General features: G+C 64.8%; 19 protein-coding genes, 1 tRNA gene and 1 riboswitch. Of the genes, 10 read left to right on the top strand and 10 right to left on the bottom strand.

What is annotated here, in order from left to right:
- Positions 1-102: 102 nt before the first annotated feature.
- A complete protein-coding gene (locus A3M7_RS0110240; protein ID WP_027543839.1) occupies positions 103-1821 on the top strand; it encodes a heparinase II/III family protein in 1719 nt (572 codons plus the stop codon).
- A gap of 59 nt (positions 1822-1880) precedes the next feature.
- Positions 1881-1963, top strand: a riboswitch (ZMP/ZTP riboswitch).
- Positions 1964-1988: 25 nt separating this feature from the next.
- Positions 1989-3581, top strand: coding sequence for a bifunctional phosphoribosylaminoimidazolecarboxamide formyltransferase/IMP cyclohydrolase (gene purH, locus A3M7_RS0110235; protein ID WP_027543838.1), 1593 nt, complete (start codon positions 1989-1991; stop codon positions 3579-3581).
- A gap of 155 nt (positions 3582-3736) precedes the next feature.
- Here the strand turns inward: purH and A3M7_RS0110230 are convergent, their stop codons facing one another.
- Positions 3737-5125, bottom strand: coding sequence for an MFS transporter (locus A3M7_RS0110230; RefSeq protein WP_027543837.1), 1389 nt, complete (start codon positions 5123-5125; stop codon positions 3737-3739).
- A gap of 99 nt (positions 5126-5224) precedes the next feature.
- On the opposite strand from A3M7_RS0110230, the gene ggt reads away from it, so the two are divergent.
- Both ggt and A3M7_RS0110220 read left to right on the top strand, forming a co-directional pair.
- Positions 5225-6976, top strand: a complete 1752-nt coding sequence (ggt, locus tag A3M7_RS0110225) for a gamma-glutamyltransferase (RefSeq protein WP_084301950.1) — start codon at positions 5225-5227, stop codon at positions 6974-6976.
- An 85-nt stretch (positions 6977-7061) separates the two neighbouring features.
- Positions 7062-8357 (top strand): MFS transporter, encoded by a 1296-nt coding sequence (locus tag A3M7_RS0110220; protein WP_027543835.1) that lies wholly within the window; start codon positions 7062-7064, stop codon positions 8355-8357.
- A 96-nt stretch (positions 8358-8453) separates the two neighbouring features.
- On the opposite strand, the gene A3M7_RS0110215 is transcribed toward A3M7_RS0110220, so the two are convergent.
- Positions 8454-9119 carry a glutathione S-transferase family protein gene (locus A3M7_RS0110215; protein ID WP_027543834.1) on the bottom strand — a complete coding sequence of 222 codons (666 nt, stop codon included), beginning with the start codon at positions 9117-9119 and terminating at the stop codon, positions 8454-8456.
- Between the two features lie 162 nt (positions 9120-9281).
- On the opposite strand from A3M7_RS0110215, the gene A3M7_RS0110210 reads away from it, so the two are divergent.
- The 4 genes from A3M7_RS0110210 to panE all read left to right on the top strand — a co-directional run bounded on the left by A3M7_RS0110210 (position 9282) and on the right by panE (position 13127).
- Positions 9282-9863: a DUF2239 family protein gene (locus A3M7_RS0110210; RefSeq protein ID WP_049823317.1), complete on the top strand. Its 582-nt coding sequence runs from the start codon at positions 9282-9284 to the stop codon at positions 9861-9863.
- A gap of 90 nt (positions 9864-9953) precedes the next feature.
- Complete coding sequence (locus tag A3M7_RS0110205) at positions 9954-11303, top strand: MATE family efflux transporter (RefSeq protein ID WP_027543832.1); 1350 nt, start codon at positions 9954-9956, stop codon at positions 11301-11303.
- Positions 11304-11410: 107 nt separating this feature from the next.
- Positions 11411-12019: a 2-hydroxychromene-2-carboxylate isomerase gene (locus tag A3M7_RS0110200; protein ID WP_027543831.1), complete on the top strand. Its 609-nt coding sequence runs from the start codon at positions 11411-11413 to the stop codon at positions 12017-12019.
- A 184-nt stretch (positions 12020-12203) separates the two neighbouring features.
- On the top strand, positions 12204-13127 hold the full coding sequence (gene panE / locus A3M7_RS0110195) for a 2-dehydropantoate 2-reductase (RefSeq protein WP_027543830.1): 924 nt from the start codon (positions 12204-12206) through the stop codon (positions 13125-13127).
- 178 nt (positions 13128-13305) lie between these two features.
- Here panE and A3M7_RS0110190 read toward each other — a convergent pair whose 3' ends face one another.
- The 4 genes from A3M7_RS0110190 to A3M7_RS0110175 form a co-directional block, all read right to left on the bottom strand.
- Positions 13306-13899, bottom strand: coding sequence for a c-type cytochrome (locus A3M7_RS0110190; protein WP_027543829.1), 594 nt, complete (start codon positions 13897-13899; stop codon positions 13306-13308).
- Positions 13900-14097: 198 nt separating this feature from the next.
- Positions 14098-15372: a sorbosone dehydrogenase family protein gene (locus tag A3M7_RS0110185; RefSeq protein ID WP_027543828.1), complete on the bottom strand. Its 1275-nt coding sequence runs from the start codon at positions 15370-15372 to the stop codon at positions 14098-14100.
- A 381-nt stretch (positions 15373-15753) separates the two neighbouring features.
- Positions 15754-16740, bottom strand: a complete 987-nt coding sequence (locus A3M7_RS0110180; RefSeq protein WP_027543827.1) for an NAD(P)-dependent oxidoreductase — start codon at positions 16738-16740, stop codon at positions 15754-15756.
- Between the two features lie 76 nt (positions 16741-16816).
- Positions 16817-16891 (bottom strand) — tRNA-Gly (locus tag A3M7_RS0110175).
- 272 nt (positions 16892-17163) lie between these two features.
- Here A3M7_RS0110175 and trxA point away from each other — a divergent pair.
- Together trxA and A3M7_RS0110160 are read left to right on the top strand one after the other, a co-directional pair.
- Positions 17164-18087 carry a thioredoxin gene (gene trxA, locus A3M7_RS0110165; protein WP_027543826.1) on the top strand — a complete coding sequence of 308 codons (924 nt, stop codon included), beginning with the start codon at positions 17164-17166 and terminating at the stop codon, positions 18085-18087.
- A 113-nt stretch (positions 18088-18200) separates the two neighbouring features.
- Positions 18201-18878: an LON peptidase substrate-binding domain-containing protein gene (locus A3M7_RS0110160; RefSeq protein ID WP_027543825.1), complete on the top strand. Its 678-nt coding sequence runs from the start codon at positions 18201-18203 to the stop codon at positions 18876-18878.
- 12 nt (positions 18879-18890) lie between these two features.
- On the opposite strand, the gene A3M7_RS0110155 is transcribed toward A3M7_RS0110160, so the two are convergent.
- The 4 genes from A3M7_RS0110155 to A3M7_RS43950 form a co-directional block, all read right to left on the bottom strand.
- A complete protein-coding gene (locus tag A3M7_RS0110155; protein WP_027543824.1) occupies positions 18891-21392 on the bottom strand; it encodes an EAL domain-containing protein in 2502 nt (833 codons plus the stop codon).
- 189 nt (positions 21393-21581) lie between these two features.
- Positions 21582-22175, bottom strand: a complete 594-nt coding sequence (locus A3M7_RS0110150) for a cytochrome b/b6 domain-containing protein (RefSeq protein ID WP_027543823.1) — start codon at positions 22173-22175, stop codon at positions 21582-21584.
- Positions 22176-22237: 62 nt separating this feature from the next.
- Positions 22238-22516: a PepSY domain-containing protein gene (locus A3M7_RS0110145; RefSeq protein WP_027543822.1), complete on the bottom strand. Its 279-nt coding sequence runs from the start codon at positions 22514-22516 to the stop codon at positions 22238-22240.
- Between the two features lie 217 nt (positions 22517-22733).
- Complete coding sequence (locus A3M7_RS43950) at positions 22734-23552, bottom strand: SDR family oxidoreductase (protein ID WP_049823315.1); 819 nt, start codon at positions 23550-23552, stop codon at positions 22734-22736.
- Between the last annotated feature and the right edge of the window lie 29 nt (positions 23553-23581).

Below are 23581 nucleotides of genomic sequence, written 5' to 3'. Positions count from 1 at the left end.
ACGGCCGATTTTGGGATTAATAAGGATTCGTCGGAATCCTCCTCTCCCCCTTCAAGGCAAGGCGTGTCGGTCGCTCAACGCAGACGTATCTCGACGCTGGTGATGAACCGCTTCGCGCGGAACATGCTCGCGCGCGCGAGCGGCGGTTCTGTTGCGCTGTCGCGGGTCTGGCCCGGCCGCACCGACCGCCTGATCATCGCGCCGCACGATTTGCGCACGGCGGACGCCACCCGCGCCGCCGAGATCTATGCCGGCCGTTTCGTCTTCGCCGGCAAGATCGTCAATTGCCAAGGCCGTTCGATCTTCGATCTCGAGCCGCCGTCGGAGGATTGGGAGGTTGCGCTGCTCGGCTTCGGCTGGCTGCGTCATCTGCGCGCCGCCGACACCGCGCTGACGCGCGCCAATGCGCGCGCGCTGGTCGAGGACTGGATCGCCAACCCCGCCAACAAGCGCCGCCCCGTCGCGCGACGCGCCGACGTGCTGGCGCGGCGCGTGATCTCGCTGTTGTCGCAGGCGCCCCTGGTGCTCAACGACACCGACAACAAATTCTACCGCCGCTATCTGCGCGCGCTGGCCCGCGAGATCCGCTTCCTGCGCTACACCATGGTGAACATCCCGGACGGGGTGCCGAAGCTCCAGGTGCTGATCGCGCTGTGCTACACGACGCTCTGCCTCGCCAACCAGGCGCGGCACATCCGCAGCGCCTCGAAAAAACTTTCGGACGAGTTGCAGCGGCAGATCCTGCCCGACGGCGGACACATCTCCCGCAATCCGGGCGCGCTGATCGAACTCCTGATCGACCTCTTGCCGCTGCGGCAGACCTTCGCCGCGCGCAACATCGCGCCGCCGCCGGCGCTGCTCAACGCGATCGACCGCATGATGCCGATGCTGCGCTTCTTCCGGCACGGCGACGGCAATTTCGCGCTGTTCAACGGCATGAGCGCGACGCCCTCGGACCTGCTCGCGACGCTGCTTGCCTATGACGACACCCACGGCGCGCCGATGTCGAACATGCCGCATACCGGCTTCCAGCGCCTCGATGCCGGCCAGACCACGCTGATCATCGACACCGGCCCGCCGCCGCCGGCCGGCGTCAGCCACGACGCCCATGCCGGCTGCCTGTCGTTCGAATTGTCCTCCGGCATCAGCCGCATCGTCACCAATTGCGGCATGCCGACCACGGGGCGCGACAATTGGCGGCCGTTCGCGCGCGGCACGGCGGCGCATTCGACGCTGACCTATCACGACACCTCCTCATGCCAGTTCGTGGAGATGTCGGCGATGAAGCGGCTGTTGCATGGTGCGCCTGTCACCAGCGGCCCCGTCGAGGTCGAGAGCTATCGCGAAATCGTGCAGAACGGCACGCTGCTCACGACGTCGCATGACGGCTATCTCGCCAAGTTCGGCGCGATCCATCGCCGCGTCCTGATGATCGCCAATGACGGGGCGCGCATCGACGGCGAGGACACGCTGTCGCCGCCGCAAGGCGGACGTTTCAAGGGCGCCGATGCCGATTTCGCGGTCCGCTTCCATCTGCATCCGGCGGTGAAGGCAAGCCGGCTGTCGGATGCCCGCGGCGTCATGCTGGTGCTGCCGAACCGCGACGTCTGGACCTTCGAGGCGCTCGACGACAAGGTCGATCTCGAGGACAGCGTATTCCTGGCCGGCAATGACGGCCCCCGCCGCACCGCGCAGATCGTGATCCGGCAGGATGCCCGCCAGGCGCCCTCGATCCGCTGGAGTTTTGTCCGCTCCACCGCTTCGCCCGCGGTCACCAATGCCCGCCGCAACGCCCGGCGCGAGCCGGAACTTCCGCTGTAGAAGCGCACGATTCGGCCCCATCTCATCGTTGTGAAAACGGCCGAAAGCTGCTATCGAGCGCTCGCTCGCGCGACTGGCGACCTTGGATGGAGCACCATCGGGAAGCGCGGGACTTAAGACGCCGCGCGCCTGGGCATAGACACTCCTTAAGACAGAGGATCTTGCTCATGACTGACCATCCCCGCCGCGTTACCCGCGCCCTGCTTTCCGTCTCCGACAAGACCGGCCTGATCGAATTCGCCAAGGCGCTTGCCGCCCATGACGTCGAACTGGTTTCGACCGGCGGCACCGCCAAGGCGATCGCCGCGGCCGGCCTCAAGGTGAAAGACGTCTCCGAGCTGACCGGCTTTCCTGAAATGATGGACGGCCGCGTCAAGACGCTGCATCCGAAGGTGCATGGCGGCCTGCTCGCGATCCGCGACAACAAGGAACATGCGGACGCGATGAAGGCGCACGGCATCGCGCCGATCGATCTCCTCGTCGTCAATCTGTATCCGTTCGAGGCAACCGTCGAGAAAGGCGCGGGCTTCGAGGATTGCATCGAGAACATCGACATCGGCGGCCCCGCGATGATCCGCGCCGCCGCCAAGAACCATGACGACGTCGCAGTGGTGGTCGAGGCCGAGGACTACAAGGCGGTGCTCGACGAGCTCGCCGCCAACAACGGTGCGACCACGCTGAAACTGCGCCGGCGGCTTGCTGCAAAGGCCTATGCGCGCACCGCGGCCTACGACGCTGCGATCTCGAACTGGTTCAACCGGCAGCTCGAGATCGACGCTCCCGATTTCCGCGCCTTCGGCGGCAGGCTGATCCAGTCGCTGCGCTATGGCGAGAACCCGCACCAGACCGCGGCGTTCTATGCGACCCCCGACAAGCGCCCGGGCGTCTCGACCGCGCGGCAGCTCCAGGGCAAGGAGCTCTCCTACAACAACATCAACGACACCGATGCGGCCTATGAGTGCATCGGCGAGTTCGACACCAAGCGCACCGCGGCCTGCGTCATCGTCAAGCACGCCAACCCCTGCGGCGTCGCTGAAGGCTCCGACCTCGTCAGCGCCTATCGCAAGGCGCTCGCCTGCGATTCCACCTCGGCGTTCGGCGGCATCATCGCGATGAACCGCGCGCTCGACGCCGACACCGCGCGCGAGATCACGAAGATCTTCACCGAGGTGATCATCGCGCCCGACGCCAGCGAGGAAGCCATCGCCATCATCGGCGCGCGCAAGAATTTGCGCCTGCTGCTCGCAGGCAGCCTGCCCGATCCGCGCGCGCCGGGCCTGACCGCGAAGACGGTCGCCGGCGGCCTCCTGGTGCAGAGCCGCGACAACGCCGTGGTCGACGACATGACGTTCAAGGTCGTGACCAAGCGTGCGCCTGATGAAGCCGAGATGCGCGACCTCAAGTTTGCGTTCCGCGTCGCCAAGCACGTCAAGTCCAACACCATCATCTACGCCAAGGATCTCGCCACCGTCGGCATCGGCGCGGGCCAGATGAGCCGGGTCGATTCAGCCCGCATCGCGGCGCGCAAGGCGCAGGATGCGGCGGCTGAGCTGAAGCTCGCCGAGCCGCTCACCAAGGGCTCGGTGGTGGCATCGGACGCGTTCTTCCCGTTCGCCGACGGCATGCTCGCCTGCATCGAAGCCGGCGCCACCGCCGTGGTGCAGCCCGGCGGCTCCATGCGCGACGACGAGGTGATCAAGGCCGCCGACGACAACGGCATCGCCATGGTGTTCACGGGCACGCGGCACTTCAGGCACTGAGCACCAAACTCTCCACGGGTCGTCCCGGCCTAGTGCGCAATTGCGCACGGGGGCCGGGACCCATAACCCCAGGGAGTAGTTTGGTCCGCGGTACTAGCCGCGTCGCGCCAACGATAGATCACGCGGTATGGGTCCCGGCCTTCGCCGGGACGACGTTACTTTTCCCGCACCCGCATCAACAGCCCCAGTCCCGCGACGAAGAACACCACCAGCACGGCCATGCCGGCCTTCTGGCTCGCCGTCGCCGCGGTGATGATGCCGATCAACAGCGGGCCGATGAAGGACGTCACTTTCCCGGTCAGCGCGAACAGGCCGAAATACTGCGCGATGCGATCCTTTGGTGCGAGGCGGATCAGGAGCGTGCGCGAGGCGGCCTGAAGTGGTCCGCCGGCAGCGCCGATTAGGCAGCCCAGCACGAGATAGGCGCGCTCCGCGGCGCTCGAGAACAGGGGCGCGCCCGGCTGGGGGGCTGCGACCTTGACGAACAGCACGCTGTCCTTGTCGACCAGAAGGATCGCCGCCACCGACAGCAGCAGGATCAGCAAGCTGCCGGCAATGACGCGCTTCGGCCCGAGTCGATCGTCGAGCTTGCCGCCAAGCCATGCGCCAAGGGCGCCGGCAATCGCGAGCATGATGCCGAAAGTGCCGATCTGGATCGTGTGCCAGCCGAAGGTGCCCGCGGCATAGATGCCGCCGAAGGCGAACAGCGACACCAGGCCGTCGGTGTAGATCATGTTGGCGAGCAGGAACGCTGCGAGCGATTTCTGCTGCGGCAAACTCCTGATCGATTGCTTCAGCTCCGACAGGCCTTCGCGCAGCGCCTCGCGCACCGGGCGCTTCGCCGGATAGTCCGGCGTGAACAGGAACATCGGCGTCACGAAGATGATGAACCACAACCCGGTCAGCGGTCCGGCGGCGCGATCTCCCTGATGACTGGCGGGATCAAGCCCGAACAGCGGCGTGAGACCGAGCAGCGTGCGTCCGGTCCCGGGATTCGCCGCGAGCAAGCCGAGCACGATGATCAGGCTGACGATGCCGCCGATGTAACCCGTGGCCCAGCCGGTGCCGGAGAGCCGGCCGATCCGCTCCGGCGGCACCAGGGTCGGCATCATAGCGTTGTTGAAGAGGGTGGCGAATTCCGCGCCGACGCTGGCGAGCGCGACCGCGGTGAGGAGGGGCGGAATGACCGAGGGATCGCCGGGCTTGCCGATCCACAGCGTGCAGGACGCCAGCACCAGCAGCGCGCCGAACCCCGCGATCCATGGCTTCCTGCGGCCCGAGGCATCTGCGATGGCCCCCAACACAGGCGACATCAGCGCGATGGCGAGGCCCGCAGCCGCCATCGCAAAGCCCCACAACGATTGGCCGGTGGCAGGATCTGGCGCAATGCTGGTGGCGAAATAAGGCGCGAACACGAAGGTCGTGATCAGCGTGAAATAAGGCTGCGCGGCCCAGTCGAAAAAGATCCAGCTGACGACGGCGGCGCGCGGCGGATAGGTCCGCTGGGCGCTGGCCATGCGCGCATCCGAGGCGATCGTCGTCATCACGCAGTCCTCATCACGAACAGTTTTGCCTGTCTTGGGGCAACCGTATAGCATTGCAGCGGTAGGTGTGAACCGTCCCGCGGACCCGGCGGAAATTTGATGATGTCGTCATTTTCGACACGGCGGACATTTTTGGCCTTCCTTGCCGCTCTGGCGCTTGGAGTGGCGTCTGCGACCGCGCAGGATGCGCGGCGCGCCTATGTCCCGCCCGCGCTCGACACTGTGCATGCCGTTGCAGCCGAGCACGGCATGGTGGTGGCGCAGGAAAAGATATCGGCGCAGGTCGGCGCCGATATCCTGCGACGCGGCGGCAATGCCGTCGATGCCGCGGTCGCGACCGGCTTTGCGATGGCCGTGACCTATCCACGCGCCGGCAATATCGGCGGCGGCGGCTTCATGGTGATCCATTCCGCTGAGCGCAACGAGGACATCGCGATCGACTATCGCGAGACCGCGCCGGCAGCGACCACGCCGCAGATCTTCCTCGGTCCCGACGGCAAGCCCGACACCGCGAAGTCGCGCGATTCCGCACTCGGCATCGGCGTGCCCGGCACTGTCGCGGGCCTCGCGCTGGCGCTGGAGAAATACGGCTCGGGCCGGTTCACGCTGGCGCAATTGCTCGAGCCCGCGATCGCGCTCGCCCGCGACGGATTCATCGTCAGCGACGATATCGCCGATAGCCTGCCGGGTTGGCACCGGCGCCTCGTGCGCTGGCCTTCTTCGGCCAGGATTTTTTCGCGGCCTGATGGCACCTCACTCGGTGAAGGGGATCGACTGATACAGAGTGATCTCGCCGAGACGCTCTCGACCATCGCCGCGCAGGGTCCGCGCGGCTTTTATGAGGGCCCGGTTGCGGAAAAGCTCGCCAAGGCCCTGTCCGACGCCGGGGGCATCATGACGGCTGCCGACCTGAAGGCCTATCAGGCAATCGTCCGCGCGCCGGTGCGCGGCACCTATCGCGGCTACGACATCGTGTCGATGCCGCTGCCTTCCTCCGGTGGCGTGGTGCTGGTGGAGACGCTCAACATCCTCGAAGGCTTTCAGCTCGCGGAGCTGAAGCAGGGCTCGCCGGGCTCGCTGCATCTCCTGATCGAGGCCATGAAGCGCGCCTATGCGGACCGCGCGCGCTATCTCGGCGATCCGGCCTTCGTCAACGCACCGATCGAGACCCTCACGGCAAAGGACTACGCCGCCAAGCTGCGCACCGGCATCTCCGCCGATCGCGCCACGCCGTCGAAGGAGCTCGTGTCTGCCGCCACCTCACCCCGCGAGGGCAGCAACACCACGCATTTCTCCGTCGTGGACGGCCGCGGCAACGCCGTCAGCAACACTTACACGCTGAACTTCAGCTATGGCGTCGGCCTCGTCGCTGATGGCACCGGCGTGCTGCTCAACAACGAGCTCGATGATTTCACCGCGGCGGTCGGCGCCTCCAACGCCTATGGCCTCGTCGGCTTCGAGGCTAATTTGCCAGGTCCCGGCAAGCGGCCGCTCTCCTCGATGTCGCCGACCATCGTGCTGAAGGACGGCAAGCCTGTGCTGGTGACGGGCTCGCCCGGCGGCAGCCGGATCATCTCCACCGTGCTCCAGGTGATCGTGAATGTGCTCGATTACAAAATGGATGTGGCCGCCGCCGTTGCCGCACCGCGGCTGCACCATCAATGGCTGCCGGACGAGGTGCGCATCGAGCGAGGTTTTCCGGAGGATGTCCTGTTCGCGCTGAAGGCGATGGACCATCTCATCGTCGAGCCGATGGGACAGACCTCCGCCAATTCGATCGCGGTGACACCGAACGGTCCCCTCGGCGCACCTGATCCGCGCACGCGCGGCGCGGAAGCAGCGGGCCAGTAACTCGTCCGCTGCATGGGCGCCGGCTTGCGCCCGCTGCCACGCGTGCTACCACCGCGCAGCTTCAGAAACTGCCGGGGAAACGCACATGACCACAGCCGATCCGAACCAGCGCATCGAACGCGCCGAGATCGAGGATACCAGCCTTCTCGCCTTCTATCGCGACATGAACGCGCCCGAGCGCCGGACGTTCTGGGCCTGCGCGGCGGGCTGGGCGCTCGACGGCATGGACTTCATGATCTATCCGCTGGTGATCGGCACCATCATCGCGCTGTGGAAGGTCGACGCGGCCTCGGCAGGTCTCGCCGGCACGGTGACGCTGCTGGCCTCTGCCATCGGCGGCTGGCTTGGCGGCTACCTCTCCGACCATATCGGACGGGTCAGGACGCTCCAGATCACCATCATCTGGTTCTCGTTCTTCTCGCTGGTCTGCGCCGTCGTGCAGAATTTCGACCAGCTCCTGATTGCACGCGCCGTGCTCGGCCTCGGCTTCGGCGGCGAGTGGGCGGCGGGCGCCGTGCTGATGGGCGAGGCGATCCGGCCGCAATATCGCGGGCGCGCCGTCGGCTCGGTGCAATCGGGCTGGGCGGTCGGCTGGGGTCTCGCCGTGCTGTCGCAGGCGATCCTGTTCTCGGTCTTGCCGGCCGAGTCGGCATGGCGCTGGATGTTCGTGATCGGCGCGCTGCCGGCGCTGCTGGTGTTCTACATCCGCCGCTCCGTCACCGAGCCCGAGATCGCGGCTGAAGCCCGCGCCAAGCAGGCCGCGAGCGGCGATCGTCCGGCGCTCTGGGAAATCTTCTCCGGCCCGATCCTGAAGACCACGATCCTGGCCTCGCTGATGGCGACGGGCTGCCAGGGCGGCTATTACGCCGTCACCTTCTGGGTGCCGCAGTTCCTGACCAAGGAGCGGCACCTGTCGATCGTCGGTTCGACCGGCTATCTCTCGACGCTGATCATCGGCTCCTTCATCGGCTACCTCGTCGGCGCATGGCTCGCGGACCGGATCGGACGGCGCAATCTGTTCCTGATCTTCTCGCTCGGGGCCATGGCGGTGGTGCTGCTTTACACGCAGCTGCCGCTGACCAACGAGATCCTGTGGGTACTCGGCTTCCCGCTGGGCTTCTTTGCCTCGGGCTATTTCTCAGGGATCGGCGCGTTCCTGACCGAGCTCTATCCGACGCGGCTGCGCGGCTCCGGCCAGGGCTTTTGCTACAATTTCGGCCGCGGCATCGGCGCGCTGTTTCCGTTCCTCGTCGGCGCGCTGTCGGCAACGACGTCGCTCGCGAACGCAATCGCGATGTTTGCTGTGGTGGCCTACGCGCTGTTCTTCATCGCCGCCTTCGCGCTGCCGGAGACGCGCGGTCGCGTGCTGCACGCGGACTAGGGGAAGGCTGTCATTCCGGGGCACGCGAAGCGTGAACCCGGAATCTCGAGATTCCGGGTCTGGTGCTTCGCACCATCCCGGAATGACAGAAACTAACTACCGCCCGACCTGGTACGGCCCGCCTTTTTCCAGCGCTCTGGCGTAGGCCGGCCGCGCATGGATGCGCTCCAGGAACGCCATCGCCTTGGGATGGCCCTGCTCCAGCCCGCCGCGCGCTTGCGCGGCTTCGAGCGGGAAGCTCATCTGGATGTCGGCTGCGGTGAACTCGTTGCCGGCGAACCACTCGCTCTTGGCCAGCTCGCCTTCCCAGTAATCCATGTGCTGCTTGAGCTGCGGATTGACCAGCGCGGTGAGCGCCTGGTTCGAGACCTTGCGCACCAGCGGACGAAGCAGGGCCGGCGCACGCTTCGGCATCAGCGTGAACAGCAGCTTGAGCAGCAGCGGCTGCATCGCCGAGCCTTCCGCGTAGTGCAGCCAGTAGGTGAAGCGCAGGCGCTCGGGCGTGTTCGGCGGCGGAATCAGCCGGCCGTTGCCGTAGGTGGCGACGAGATATTCGATGATCGCGCCTGACTCGGCGATGGTGTTGCCGTTGTCGGTGATGACGGGCGACTTGCCGAGCGGATGGATGGCGCGCAGCTCCTTCGGCGCGCGCATGTCCGGCTGGCGCTGATAGCGCACGATCTCGTAAGGCACGCCCAACTCCTCGAGCAGCCACAGCACGCGCTGCGAGCGGGAGTTGTTGAGGTGATGGACGGTCAGCATCGGTGAGTCCCCAGGCTAGGCGTGGTCGGTTGGCCGCGTTCGTGCCAGCCCGGGAACGCAATGTCGAGCCATCCGGACGGATATTTTCACCCGGGTATATTGACGTAGGCAATTTACCCGGGTATTAAAGAGCCAACGTCATCAATTATGGCAATGATTCCAATGCAAAGGACTTTCACAGCTTTCCAGGGCCAGCGCCGCCTGGCGTCCGGGCCGGCAGGAGAGGTCGCGCTGGTCGTCAAGCGGATCGCGCCACCGCCGGACGAGCCCATCATCATCTTCGAGGACTCGACGGGCCGATCGATCGACTTCGATCTGCGCGGCGGGGACCGCGAGGTGCTGGCGCGGGTGACGAAGCTCGTCCCGCCTCCGGTGGAGGAAACCCCACCGCCGGCCGAACCGCGCGGGCGCGGCAGGCCGAAGCTCGGCGTGGTCGCGCGCGAGGTGACGCTGCTTCCGCGGCACTGGGAGTGGCTCAACGCGCAGCCGGGCGGCGCTTCGGTCGCGCTGCGCAAACTCGTCGACGAGGCACGGCGTGCCAGCGGCGACAAGGATCGCGAGCGGCAGGCGCGCGATGCGGCCTATCACTTCATGTCGACCATGGCGGGCAACCTGCCGCAGTTCGAGGAAGCCTCACGGGCATTGTTCGCCGATGACCGGCGGCGCTTCACCGGGCTGATCGCGGACTGGCCGACTGACATCCGCGACCACATCGTCAAGCTCGCCTACAGCGACCGCGCGTAAACCGCGCGGCGCTTTCTCTCAACCCTATCGACGGCCGAAGCCGCGCCTCGCGCGGCAACGGCTTCGCATGCCCTGATGAAAGGCCAATCCATGTCCGCCGCCAAGCCGCTCTGGACAACATTCCTCCGCTTCCTCGCGCCCCTGATGCTGAGCAACGCACTGCAATCGTTGTTCGGCACCGTCAGCAACGTCTATCTCGGCCAGATGATCAGCGTCGACGCGCTCGCGGCGGTCTCGGCGTTCTTCCCGGTGATGTTCTTCCTGTTCGCCTTCGTCATGGGCCTGAGCACCGGCGCCACCGTGCTGATCGGCCAGGCGTTCGGCGCCGGTGAACATGGCAGGATCAAAATCGTTGTCGGCACGACGCTCGCGGTCGGCCTGCTGCTCTCGATCTCGATTGCGCTGGTCGGCGGCCTGTTCAGCCGGCCATTGATGATGGCGCTCGCGACGCCCTCGGACATTCTCGATCAGGCCTCCGCTTATGCGCGCATCATGCTGCTGACGATGCCGCTCGGCTTCGTCTTCCTGCTGATGACGGCGATGATCCGCGGTGTCGGCGATGGGCTCACGCCTCTGCTGGCGCTGGCGTTGTCGACCGCGATCGGCCTGATCCTGACGCCGATGCTGATCCGCGGCGCGTTCGGATTGCCGGCGGCCGGCATCGCCAGCCCGGCATGGGCGGCCGCGATCGCCAACGCGCTGACGCTGATTGCGCTCGCCGTCTATCTGCGGCGAAGGCAACATGCGCTTGCTCCCGATGCCGCGCTGCTGCGTCATCTGCGGCTCAACGGATCCGTGCTCGGCAAGATTCTCGGCATCGGATTGCCGAGCGCGATCGGCATGGTGGTGATGGCGATCGCCGAGCTCGTGCTGCTCGGCCTCGTCAACGGCTTTGGCTCCGACGCCACCGCCGCCTATGGCGCCGTCAACCAGGTGATGGGCTATACGCAGTTCACGGCGATGTCGATCTCGATCGCGGTCTCGATCCTCGGCGCGCAGGCCGTCGGCGGCGGCGACAGAGGCCGGCTCGACGGCATCGTGCGTACCGGCCTCGCGTTCAACCTCGTCCTGACCGGCGGCCTCGTGGCGTTGATCTATCTCGCGCCACGCGCCGTGCTCGGCATCTTCATCACCGACGGCGCCGTGCTCGATCTCGCCAAGGAACTGCTCACCATTGCCTTGTGGAGCTCGGTGCCGTTCGGCCTGGCAACGGTGTTTTCCGGAGCCATGCGCGCCGGCGGCGTGGCGCTGACGCCGATGCTGCTTTCGATCTTCGCGATTCTCGCGATCGAGCTGCCGGCTGCGGTCATCCTGAGCCGCACGATCGGCCTGAAGGGCGTATGGGCCGCCTATCCGATCGTGTTCTGCGCCATGTTCATTTTGCAGATGGGCTATTACCTCCTGGTGTGGCGTAGGCGGGCGATCCGGCGTCTGATCTGACCGGATCATCAAGGTATTATGACCATCATTAAACGGTGGACCCGTGGCGCGCGCTGCGCCACAATGGATGAAAAGCCAGAGCAAAAGTCAGGTCAGGGAGAACGAATTTGACCCGCACCGCCCCGCAATTCCTGTTCGATTTCGGCAGCCCGAACGCCTATCTCAGCCATCTGGCGATCCCGGCGATCGAGCAGCGCATCGGCGTCAAATTCGAATATGTGCCGATCCTGCTCGGCGGCATCTTCAAGTCGACCAACAACAGGTCGCCGGCCGAGACGCTCGCCGGCGTCAAGAACAAGCGCGAATTCCAGGCGGTCGAGACCGAGCGCTTCATCAAGCGCTTCAAGGTCCAGCCTTACGTCTTCAACCCGCACTTCCCCGTCAACACGCTGAACCTGATGCGCACCGCCATCGCAGCGCAGCTCGAGGGCGTGTTCGAGACATATGTCGAGGCCGCCTTCCACCACATGTGGCGCGAGCCGAAGAAGATGGACGACCCTGAAATCGCGGCGAAGGCGCTGGCGTCCTCCGGCCTCGATGCGCAAAAGCTGTTCGCGCGCGCCCAGGAGCCCGAGGTGAAGGGCAAGCTGATCAAGAACACCGAAGAGGCGGTCGCGCGCGGCGCGTTCGGCTCGCCGACCTTCTTCGTCGGCAACGAGATGTTTTTTGGCAAGGAGCAGCTGCGCGAGGTCGAGGAGATGGTATCGGGAAAGTGATTCCCCGATCGTGCGCGGAACGAGCAATCTCCTCACCGTCGTCCTGGCGGAAGCCAGGACATGTGACGGGCTGTAGCTCCAACTTGTCCGACAACATGCAGTCGGGGTAATGGGTCCTGGCTCCCGTGCGAAATTGCGCACTAGGCCAGGACGACGGCAAAGAAGAAACAACAAGGACAATCCCATGCGTATCCTCGTGGTCGGCGCCGGCGCCATTGGCGGCTATTTTGGTGGCAGGCTGTTGCAGGCCGGCCGCGACGTCACCTTCCTGGTCCGGCCGCGCCGCGCCGCCGAGCTGGCGAGCGCCGGCCTCGTCATCAAGAGCCCGAACGGCGACGTGACGCTGAAGGCTCCGCCGACGGTCGAGGCCGACAAGCTCAAGGACAAGTTCGACGTCGTGCTCCTGAGCTGCAAGGCGTTCGATCTCGACGATGCCATCAAGTCGTTCGCAGCGGCGGTCGGGCCTGATACCGCGATCATTCCGATGCTGAACGGCATGAAGCATCTCGACACGCTCGATGCCAGGTTCGGCAAGGAGCGCGTGCTCGGCGGGCTCTGCGCCATCGCCGCAACCTTGAACGAGAAGCGCGAGGTGGTGCAGCTCCAGCCGATGCAGGCGATCAGCTACGGCGAGCGCGACGGCAAGCCGTCCGACCGGGTCAAGGCGATCGACGAAGCCTTCAAGAGCGGCATCGTTGGGGCCACGGCCAGCCAGAACATCATGCAGGACATGTGGGAGAAGTGGGTGTTCCTCTCCTCGCTTGCGGCCTCCACCAGCCTGATGCGCACCTCCGTCGGCAACATTCTCGCCGCGCCCGGCGGCCGGGACTTCTTGCTGGGCATGCTGGATGAGACCAGCGCGATCGCCACCGCGTCAGGGTATCCGCCGGGTGGCCCGTTCTTCGAGCGGGTGAAGGGCAACCTCACCACCGAGGGCTCGCCGATGACGGCGTCGATGTTCCGCGACATCAAGGCCGGCCTGCCGGTCGAGGCCGATCACGTCATCGGCGATCTCATCGCACGCGGCGATGCCGCCAAGGTGCCGGTGCCGAAGCTGCGCATCGCGTATACGCATTTGAAGGCGTATGAGAAGCAGCGGGCGGGGTAGCCAGTTCGCTCCACACTCCGCCGTCGTCCCGGCGAAGGCCGGGACCCATACCGCGGAATCTATCCGTCGTGGATGGTGGTAGTCCCATCACGACGAATCTTCGCCAAACTACTCCCTGTGGTTATGGGTCCCGGCCTTCGCCGGGACGACAGCGGAGTTTACCGCGACACTTCCCGCACTAGTGCAAATGCGCCAGATAATGCGCGACGGCCGTAATCTCTTCTTCGCTCATGGCATAGGCGACATCGGCCATCGCGGCGACGCCGCCGCCGACGCGCTGGCCGGCCTTGTAGTCGAAGAGCGCCTTCACGAGATATTCCTCGCGCTGACCGGCGAGGCGCGCGACGGCTTTGGTGCCCGCGTAGGTGTCCGTGTGGCATGAGGCACAGCGGCGGCCGGCGGCGACTTGTGCGCCTTTCTTCGACAGATCGGGGTCCTTGTCCTCCGGACCCTTCGGCGGCGCGAGCTGCGAAAAGTAAGCCCCCAGGCTGCGAATGTCGTCGTTGCCGATCTCCTCGACGATCGGCTGCATCTGGTCGTTCTTGCGCGAGCCGGCGCGGAAGAACACGAGCTGCCATTGCAGGAATTGATCGGGCTGGCCTGCGAGCGAAGGAATGTTCTCGGTTTGCGAGATGCCGTTGTCGCCGTGACAGCCGGCGCAGACGGCGGCCTTCTCCTTGATCGCCGCATTGTCGGCGGCGCTTGCGGAGAGGGCGCCGAGCGCGATGAGCGCAACCGTGCTGATTGCGTGCGAGATAAACTGCCGGCGCATGGTAGGGATTCCGATCTATCGAAGTCGTCATTCCGGGGCGCGCCGCTTGGCGCGAGTCCGAAATCCATAACCACGAATCGGGGTTATGGGTTCCGGACTTGCGCGCAAGCGACGCGCAATCCGGAACGACAGCATTGGACTTTGAAAATGAACGAGGCTGCGGCCGTCACCCGGTCGCAGCCCCGTTATCGTGTCGCGCTACTTCTTGCTGTAGCTGATGCGATAGATCGCGCCGGCCCAATCGTCGGCGACGAGGATCGAACCGTCCTTGGCGAGGATGATGTCGTTGGGACGGCCGAGATAGCCCTGGTCGCCCTCGATCCAGCCGGAGGCGAACACCTCCTGCTTGGCGTTCTTGCCGTCGGGCCCGACGATCACGCGCATGATGCGGCCGCCCTGGTACTTGTGACGATTCCAGGAGCCGTGCTCGGCGATCAGGATGTTGTTCTTGTACTCGGCGGGGAATTGATCGCCGGTGTAGAACTTCATGCCGAGCGGAGCGACATGCGCGCCGAGATTCAGCACGGGCGGCGTGAACTCGGAGCACTTGTGACCCATCGCGAATTTCGGATCGGGCAGGTCACCCTGGTGGCAATAGGGATAGCCGAAATGCTCGCCCATCTTCGAGATCATGTTCAGCTTGTCGCTGGGCAGATCGTCGCTGACCCAGTCGCGCGCGTTCTCGGTGAACCAGAATTTGCCGGTACGCGGATCGACGTCGCCGCCGACCGAGTTGCGAACGCCGAGCGCGTAGATTTCGGCGTTGCCGGTCTTGGGATCGACGCGCCGGATCTGCGAGACGCTGGTCGGGGGCACGCCGACGTTGAACGGCGGGCCGAACGGCAGGTAGAACCAGCCTTCCTTGTCGACCGCGATGTACTTCCAGCCATGCGCGGCATAGGAGGGCATGTCGTCATAGACGACCTTGCCGTCGCCGAGCTTGTCCAGATTGGCCTCTGCGTTGTCGTAACGGATCAGCTTGTCGACCGCGATGACGTAGAGCGCGCCGTCCTTGAAGGCGAGACCGGTGGGCATGTTCAGCCCCTTCAGGATGGTCTTGACCTCTTTCTTGCCGTTGTTGTCCTTGATGGCATAGACGTTGCCGAGGCCGAACGAGCCGACGAACAGCGTGCCCTTGTCACCCCAGGCCATCTGCCGCGCGGCGAGCACGCCGGGCGCATAGACCTCGATCTTGAAGCCCGCCGGCAGCTTGATCTTCTTCATCATCGCCGCGAGCTCGGCCTCCGATGCGCCTGTCGGCGGGCCCGACGGCGGCGCCAGGCCCTTCTGCGCCTCGGTCTCGTCGCCCAGGAACCAGTCGTCCGGCGGATGGGTCCAGAATTCCTTGGTGCCGGATTCGTATTTCTTCAGCTGCCGGTTCTTGTCCTGTTGCTGCGCATTGACAACGCTGGTCCCGGCAAGAAGGGCAACCGCTGCAAGCGCCAACACGGATCGATGGAACATCGATGTCATCGCGTCACTCCCCTAAGGCAGCCGTCAGGGCTGCACGTTATTTTGTTATGGCTAGTCGAGAGGCGAAGTTTTGAGTCCGCCTGGGAGGCAGACGCAAAAAGGTTAGCACATCTGCGAGCGGTGAGAAGCGCGTGGCGCGCACTGCGGTTGCGCTCAATAAGAATTGAGACGGATTGTCTTCGGACGCTGGCACAGCAGCCGCAATGATCTCGCTGCAACGCGGAATCAAGATCGCGCGCGGCTGATTTTCAGGCAGCCGAAGGGGCGGTCACACAAAAAACGCGAAAACAACCCCATGCACAGTAGAACGGCAAAGATCATGTTGCGCCGGTGACGGCACGCAGACATTTGATGCGTCGAGCAAAACAGCAACTTCGGCGCTTACGAGGCGACGGGGTAAGGTCCGTCGTCGAACACCGTGTCGTGATAGCCCTTCGACCCGATCTCGCGCGCCAGCGTGCTGCGAAAATCCCGCCCCGCGACGAGGCTTTGCAGCACATGCGCGAAGTCGAATTCGGGCCGCCAGCCCAATTCGCGCCGCGCACGATCGTTGACGTAGACGCGGTCGATCTGCGGAAACAGGCGCCAGCTGTGCGCCGCATAGACCTGCGCGCAATCCGGATAGAGCTCGCGCACGACACCCGCCGCGTCGCGCGCGATCGCCGCGAGATGGTGCGGCTCGAACGGACTCGTGGCCGACACGATGTAGCGGGCGAAGCCGATGTCGGGCGCGCGTTCGACGGCGAGCAGATGGGCGCTCACAGCGTCCGCTATATCCAGCCGGCGATAGAGCAGCTCATTGGCCTGTGCGTTCTCCAGCGTGTAGGCCGTGCGCATCGCCGGATCGTCGTCGTCTTCCGGAAAGAAGCGCGAGGTTCGCAAGATGAGGACGGGCAGGCCGCGCTCGCGAAAGAACAGCTCGCACAAGCTCTCCGCCATCAGCTTGGTCGTGCCGTAGATGTTCTTCGGCACCGGCGGCAGATCCTCGGTGACCCACACCGCGGCCTGACCGGCCTCAGGGCGAAGCTGCGAGCCGAACGCGCTGGTGGTGCTGGTGAAGACAAAGCTGCGCACGCCGGCGGCCACGGCCGCCTCGAGCAGATTGAGCGTGCCGGTGACGTTGGTGTCGACGAAATCCTGCCTGCCGTGGGTCGCCACATGCGGCTTGTGCAGCGTCGCGGTGTGGATCACGACGGTGACGCCGTCCAGCTGGCGCCGTACGAAATCGGGATCGACGATGGAGCCGACGGCATCGGTGAAGGGCGACGGCTTCAGATCGACCCCGCGCACAGCTGACCCGCGCCCGCGGAGCGTGCGGAGAAGAGCCTCCCCGAGATGGCCCGCGCTGCCGGTGACCAGAATTGTCATTGCAGACCCAATACAGCCGCCAGCGGCGTGGAAGACCACGGCCCGACCCGGTTTGGCTGGATGCTCTGGGAAAAATTGGAGCGGGCGAAGGGGCTCGAACCCTCGACCCCGACCTTGGCAAGGTCGTGCTCTACCACTGAGCTACACCCGCATCCTGTGTCGGTCGCATGACGCGCCGGCAACGGCTGTCGTATGCCAAAAGCGGGAGGGGAATGCAACAGCTACCGGCGGCATAGATTCGCAATCCGGGCCCTATATGGGCCCCGAATGCGACCAAATCGCCCGAAAACGCTCCGGAACCGCCGAATCGCTCCTGATGGATTGAAATTCGGCCGTCCCGGCCCAATTTAGGAGCCGACAACGAAGCATATGCATTGGCGACGTGCTAAAGACCCGCCATTCCAGACATGACGAGGGGATCCCGTGACGATCATCGACCAGGGTAACGGAGCGGCGGGCCCGGCTGCGGCCGATCTGATCAAGGACACCACCACCCAGACCTTCGTGAAGGACGTCATCGAGGAATCGAAGCGCCAGCCGGTGCTGATCGATTTCTGGGCGGAGTGGTGCGGGCCCTGCAAGCAGCTCACCCCCGTGCTGGAAAAGGCGGTCAAGGCGGCCAAGGGCAAGGTCAAGCTGGTCAAGATGAACATCGACCAGCACCCGGCGATCCCGGGCCAGATGGGCATCCAGTCGATCCCGGCCGTGATCGCCTTTGTCAACGGCCAGCCGGCCGACGGCTTCATGGGCGCGGTGCCGGAGAGCCAGCTCAACGCCTTCATCGAAAAGCTGACCAAGGGCGTGACGGCGCCGGGCGAGCCCAATATCGCCGAGATCCTGCAAGAGGCCGAGGCGGTGCTCGCCGAGGGCGACGCCGCCGCCGCGGCGCAGATCTATGCCGAGGTGCTGCAGCACGATTCGACCAACATCGCGGCGCTCGCGGGCCTCGCCAAGTGCTACGCCGTCTCCGGCGCGATGGAGCAGGCCAAGCAGACGCTGGCCATGGTGCCGGAATCCAAGCGCAACGACCCCGCCGTGAAGGCGGTGCAGACCGCGATCGATCTCGCCGAGCAGGCGGAGCAGCTGGGGCCGGTGGCGGAGCTGGAACAGAAAGTCGCCGCAAACCCGCTCGATCATCAGGCACGCTTCGACCTTGCGACCGCGCTCAACGCGCAAGGCAACCGGGCGGCCGCGACCGAGCAGCTGCTCGCGATCATCAAGCGCGACCGCAAATGGAATGACGACGGCGCCCGCAAGCAGCTCGTGCAGTTCTTCGAGGCCTGGGGCGGCACCGATGATGCGACGATCGAGGGACGCAAGCGCTTGTCGACGATCCTGTTTTCGTGAGGGCCGCTATTTTTTGAGCATGATCTTGTCGGAAAACCGCTTCGCACTTTGCGCTAACGCGGCCTCCCGGCTCCGGATCATGCTCTAGCGCTAACACCGGCAGCGGGGACCAGATGCCGATCAACATCGAATATCGCGGGCCCGCCGACCTTCCGGAGATCATTCCGGTATTTCCATTGCCGGGCGCGCTCTTGCTGCCGCGCGGCCAGATGCCGCTCAACATCTTCGAGCCGCGCTACCTCGCGATGGTCGATGATTCCTTCCGCGACGGCCATCGCCTGATCGGCATGATCCAGCCCGATGTGGCGCATTCGCCGAAGAATTCCGACAAGCCGGCGCTGTTCCGCGTCGGCTGCGTCGGCCGCATCACCCAGCTCGCCGAATCCGGCGACGGCCGCTACATCCTGGAGCTCACCGGCGTCTCGCGCTTCAAGATCGTCGAGGAGCTCGAGGTGCTCACCGCCTACCGGCAGTGCAAGGTGGATTTCTTCACCTATGTCGACGACTTCACCGCGCGGATCGGCGAGGACGAGGTCGATCGCGAGGCGCTGCTGTCGGTGCTGGCGGACTTCCTGAAGGCCAACAATCTCAAGGTCGACTGGGAGGGTGTCGAGAGCGCGCCCAACGAGGCGCTGGTCAACGCGCTGGCGATGATGTCGCCCTATGGCCCGGCGGAAAAGCAGGCCATGCTGGAGGCGCCTGACTTGAAGACCCGCGCCGAGATCCTAATCGCGGTGACCGAGATGGATCTCGCCAAGAAGCGCACCAGCGGCGATCCGCCGCTGCAGTGAGGGCCTGAATGCTCAGGCAGCGCGTACGGCTGCTCCGGCACCCCGCCGCAGCATCCTGGCGATGTCGGATGCAGGCACCGGACGGCTGAAATAGTAGCCTTGCGTTTCGACGCACCCCTCTTCACGGAGAATATCCAGCTGCTCCTTCGTTTCGACGCCTTCGGCGGTCGTCGTCTTGCCGAGGCTGACCGCGAAACGAACCACCGCCCGCGCGAGATGATGCGCCTCTGCCCTCGCGCTGGACAGTTCGTTGACGAAACTGCGGTCGATCTTGATCTTGTCGAACGGGAACTTTTGCAGAAAGCTCAGCGATGAATAACCGGTGCCGAAATCGTCGAGGGCGATTCGCACACCGAGATCGCGCAATTGGCCGAGGACAGCGAAAACAGCCTCGCTGTCGTGCATGATCACCGTCTCGGTGACCTCGAGCTCGAGCCTGTGCGGCGCAACTCCCGAACTCGCCAGCGCGCCGACAATGACCTGAACAAGCTCCTTGCTCCTGAATTGAGCGGGAGACAGGTTGACCGCGATCCTGACATCCGCCGGCCATTTGGCGGCTTCCGCACAGGCGGTTCTCAAGACCCATTCTCCCAGCGGCACGATCAAGCCGGTCTCCTCCGCAAGGGGGATGAATTGGCCCGGCATGACCAGACCTTGCTGCGGGTGATGCCAGCGTAGCAAGGCCTCGAAGCCATTGACCTTGCCGGTCGCGGGGCTGACGAACGGCTGGTAGTGGAGCTCGAATTGACGGCCGGCAATCGCAACCCGCATGTCGCGCTCCAGATTGCGTCGCGCATGCATGAGCTCGTCGAGCTCCGGCTCGAAGAAACGGAATGCACCACGTCCACCACTCTTGGCCGAGTAGAGGGCGAGATCCGCGCTCTTCATGATCACGTCGGAATCGTTGCCATCGCGCGGCGCGATGGCGATGCCGATGCTGGTGCCTACCGTGACCCGGTGATCACCGAGATCGAACGGCTCGCAAAGCGCCTTTCTGATGTTCTCGGCAAGGGCGGCGGCTTCCACGGCCGGGTTCGTCACGTAATCGATCACGGCGAACTCGTCGCCGCCCAGTCGGGCAATCAATGCGGTTTCCGTGGTGCATTCGCGCAAACGCGCAGCGACGGCGCGCAACAGGGAATCACCCGTCGGATGTCCCAGCGTGTCGTTGACTTCCTTGAAGCGGTCGAGGTCGAGCATGAGCACGGCCAGATCGAGACCGCCATTGCGCGTAACTGCAATGGCATGCTCCATCCGCTCCCTGAGCAGCACGCGATTTGGCAAATCGGTCAACGCATCGTGTTGTGCCATATGAGCGATCTTGGCCTCGGACCGGCGTTGCTCGGTGACGTCAAGATGCGTGGCCACCCACCCGCCGCCGACCATTGGCTGTCGCGTCACGCAGATCAACCGGCCATCCGCGAACTCGTCGATTCTGCTCGAGACTGCATCGTACGGCAACGCGGCCAATTTCGAGAGGAATTGCTCGGCAGCGCCTTCGCTGGTGTCGCTCTTGAGGATGCCGGTCGCGACGCGATGCCTGATGATGTCGGCGTGCGGTGTCCCGGTCTTCAGCAGTTCCGGCGGCAGCCGATAGAGTCGGGCATAACGCTCGTTGCAGACGACGAGCCGCTTCTCGGCATCGAACATGCACAGGGCCTCGACCATGTTGTTGATGGCTGTATCGAGCCTGAGTTTCTGGTCCTGGATTGCCTGTTGCGAATCTTCCACCTGTTGCCTGGCGAGCGAGAGCTCACTGATGATTTGCTCGAATCGGCTGGTTCTGGTCGCAAGGCGGCGATCCGCCAGCACGCCGACGAAGCTCATCCCGAGCACCGACAGGGCCACGCCCGCAATTGCCACGGCGAGGAAGGTCGGAGAAAGCGACAACGTATCGCTTGCCAGCGTGGGGTCTGGAACGATCTGCACGGCCCCCATCGCCGTGAAATGATGCGACACGATGGCGAGCGTCAGCAGCAGCGCCGCAGCAAAGGTCCCCCGCTTGTCCTTGCGGCCCAGGGCAACCGCGAGTGCAGCGTAGCCCAGGACCATGCCGAGGACGATCGAGATCAATACCAGCCCCGGCGACCAGGTCACACGACCCGGTACCTCGAGGGCCCACATGCCGATATAGTGCATGCTTGCAATGCCGGCGCCGATAATGCCGCCACCGGCAGCTGCGCGCCACCGGCCGGAATTGTTGACGGCAACGCCAAAACCGCCTGAGGTCAGGATCATCGCCGCGGCGAGCGACAGCGCTGTAAGGACGAGGCCGTAATTGGTCGAGACGCCGGGCTCGTAGGCGAGCATCGCGACAAAATGCGTTGCCCAGATTCCGTAGCCGATGGCGGCGCCGGCAATCGCAATCCAGATCACCCGCGCCCAGGCCCGCGAGGCCACCGCACGATGAAAGATGCTGACCGCAACGATACTTGCGACGAAGCAGACCAAGCCGGCAAGCAGGACGAGCCGCCAATCGTGCTCGACCGTAAGGCAGGAATAAACACGGAACATCCAATACCGCTCCCCTCGTCCATATCGCGATGGTGGATCGGCTAAACGCTGTTCGCGTTAATTTTGTGCAACGCCTGATTGCGTGCTTACCAGCGGGTTAACGCTACCCGTGGAATTTACGGAAATTTGCGTTTGAGGTGTCGCGCCGTCGACGGCAGGCGGACGTGCGCAGTGTTCGGCAACGAACGTCTAGAGGTGAGTGCGGATGCGCTTGCGTCCGGTGATCATCGCGCGGATCAGGTTCTCGCGCTGGAGAATCCCCATCAGCACCACGCCCACGACGTGCAGCACGACCAGGACGATGACCGCGTCCGATGAATAATGGTGGGTGTCTTCGACCCACCAGACGCCGAAGAATGTGGCGGTCACCGACATCGCTCCCGTGATCGTCGAGACGGCGAGCGAGGCCAGCAGCACCACCAGCATCAACGTGCCGGCGGGATTGAGGCCGATATAGCGGCCGGTCATGCCGCGGCGCAGGTTCCAGAGATAGCCTGGCGCCGCGCGAAGCCTGACGCCGACCATGCGGAAGCGCGAATAGCGGCTTCCCCAAAAGCCCCAGACCAGGCGGAAGGCCAGCAGCCCAAGCACCGTATAGCCGACGATGCGGTGCAGGCGATCATAGACGGTGGGGGTGAACCACGCGGCCAGAACACAGATCGCCAGGGCCCAGTGCCAGAGGCGCAACGGGAGGTCCCAGACCGCGATCGTCCGCGGAGCAGTTTTATCCGCGGGGGTCCTGTCGGACGCCCCGCGCGCTTCTGGCACCGCTTCTTCGATCAAGCGAACACCACCCTCAAGCGTTACTTTGCGCAGATCACTTCGCGCAGGTTACTTCGCGAAAATTATTTCGCGACCGTGTGCTTCAGGCTGAGGTCTTCAGGGCTGTAGAACAGCTCGTAGAGCTTGCCTTCCTTGACGCCATAGACCTCATAGCACGAGCCTTCGATCTTGGAGCGCCGCACTTCGTAACCGAGCGCCTTGGCCTTGGCTTCGGCTTCGCTCGCCGGCTTCCACGACGCCTTGTCGAGCTTGGTGCAGTCCTTGAAACCGTCGGCCATGGCCGTCGATCCCGCGCCAATCCCGATCGTCAGTGCCATGGCAACAACACGAATGACCTTCACGAACCTCTCCTCCTTTGTCGTGGGCGCTGCGCGGGAAGCCGCGGAGCGAGACCGAAGGAAGCGAAGGAGGAGGTGAAGTCAATCCGGTTCGGGCATGGATTGCTTTAGATAAGTTCTAACGTCGGCCAAAAGCTGAGTGCTCTCCGTACGCAGTGTGCTTTTGGCGGGCCTCTGCGGCCTTACGTCTCACGGTCCGCAGGCGCGCCGGTTAGGCCGGTCATCGCTGGGTCGCGCTTCGCGCAACAGGATCGTTGCGTTGCAGCCAATCCGTCCAGGAGAGCCGACCGCGAACGCCGTGGCTGACGACGAAGCCCATGCCGCGCGCCTTCGTGTCCGAAAGGTTCATCGGCAGGATTTTTCGATGCAGTCGCCTCGCGTCCTGATACCGGCGGGCCAGCGAGACCAGCTCGAGGTCTTCGGGACCGCCAATCTCTGCGCGCTCCCCACGCATCCCGTCGAAGGCGCAGGCCACGACGTGGTCGGCGACATCCGAGGTATCGACGGGATTGAACAGGGTCGTCGGCACCGGCCACACCGGAAGCCAGGCGAGGCCCGAGAGCAGCCTGTCGAGCAGATAGTAGAACGGCATCGCGCGGACCAGCGACCAGGACAACGCCGACGCACGCACCAGCCGTTCGCCGGCAAGCTTGACCCGCGCGTAGGGCAGGGTTGCCGCATCGAGGCCGACGATCGAGACGTGGAGGAAGTGCCGCACCCCGGCTTCCCCACAGGACGACAGCAACCGCCCGGTGCCCTCGACGTCCACGGCGGAGGGCGACGTGAAGAAGTCTGTCGGGCGAATGCCGCCGCGCCGCGCGATCGGCGAATAGGTCGCCGCATTGATGACCGTATCGACATCATGCAGCGCTTCCCGCAACCCTGCGCCTGTAGCGAGATCGCCGGTCGCCCATTCGACATCCGATCGCGTGCCCGGCGATCGCGCAAACACCCGGACGTGACGTCCATCGCGAACGAGGCGATCGACGATATCCCGGCCAAGATGGCCTGTGCCTCCGGTGACGAGTGTCAGAGCCATGCTTGAAGCTCCATCTGTAACGGCTCGCC

This window comes from Bradyrhizobium sp. WSM2254 (assembly GCF_000472645.1).
Taxonomy (GTDB): domain Bacteria; phylum Pseudomonadota; class Alphaproteobacteria; order Rhizobiales; family Xanthobacteraceae; genus Bradyrhizobium; species Bradyrhizobium niftali.
This window is presented reverse-complemented; position numbering and strand designations above follow the sequence as displayed.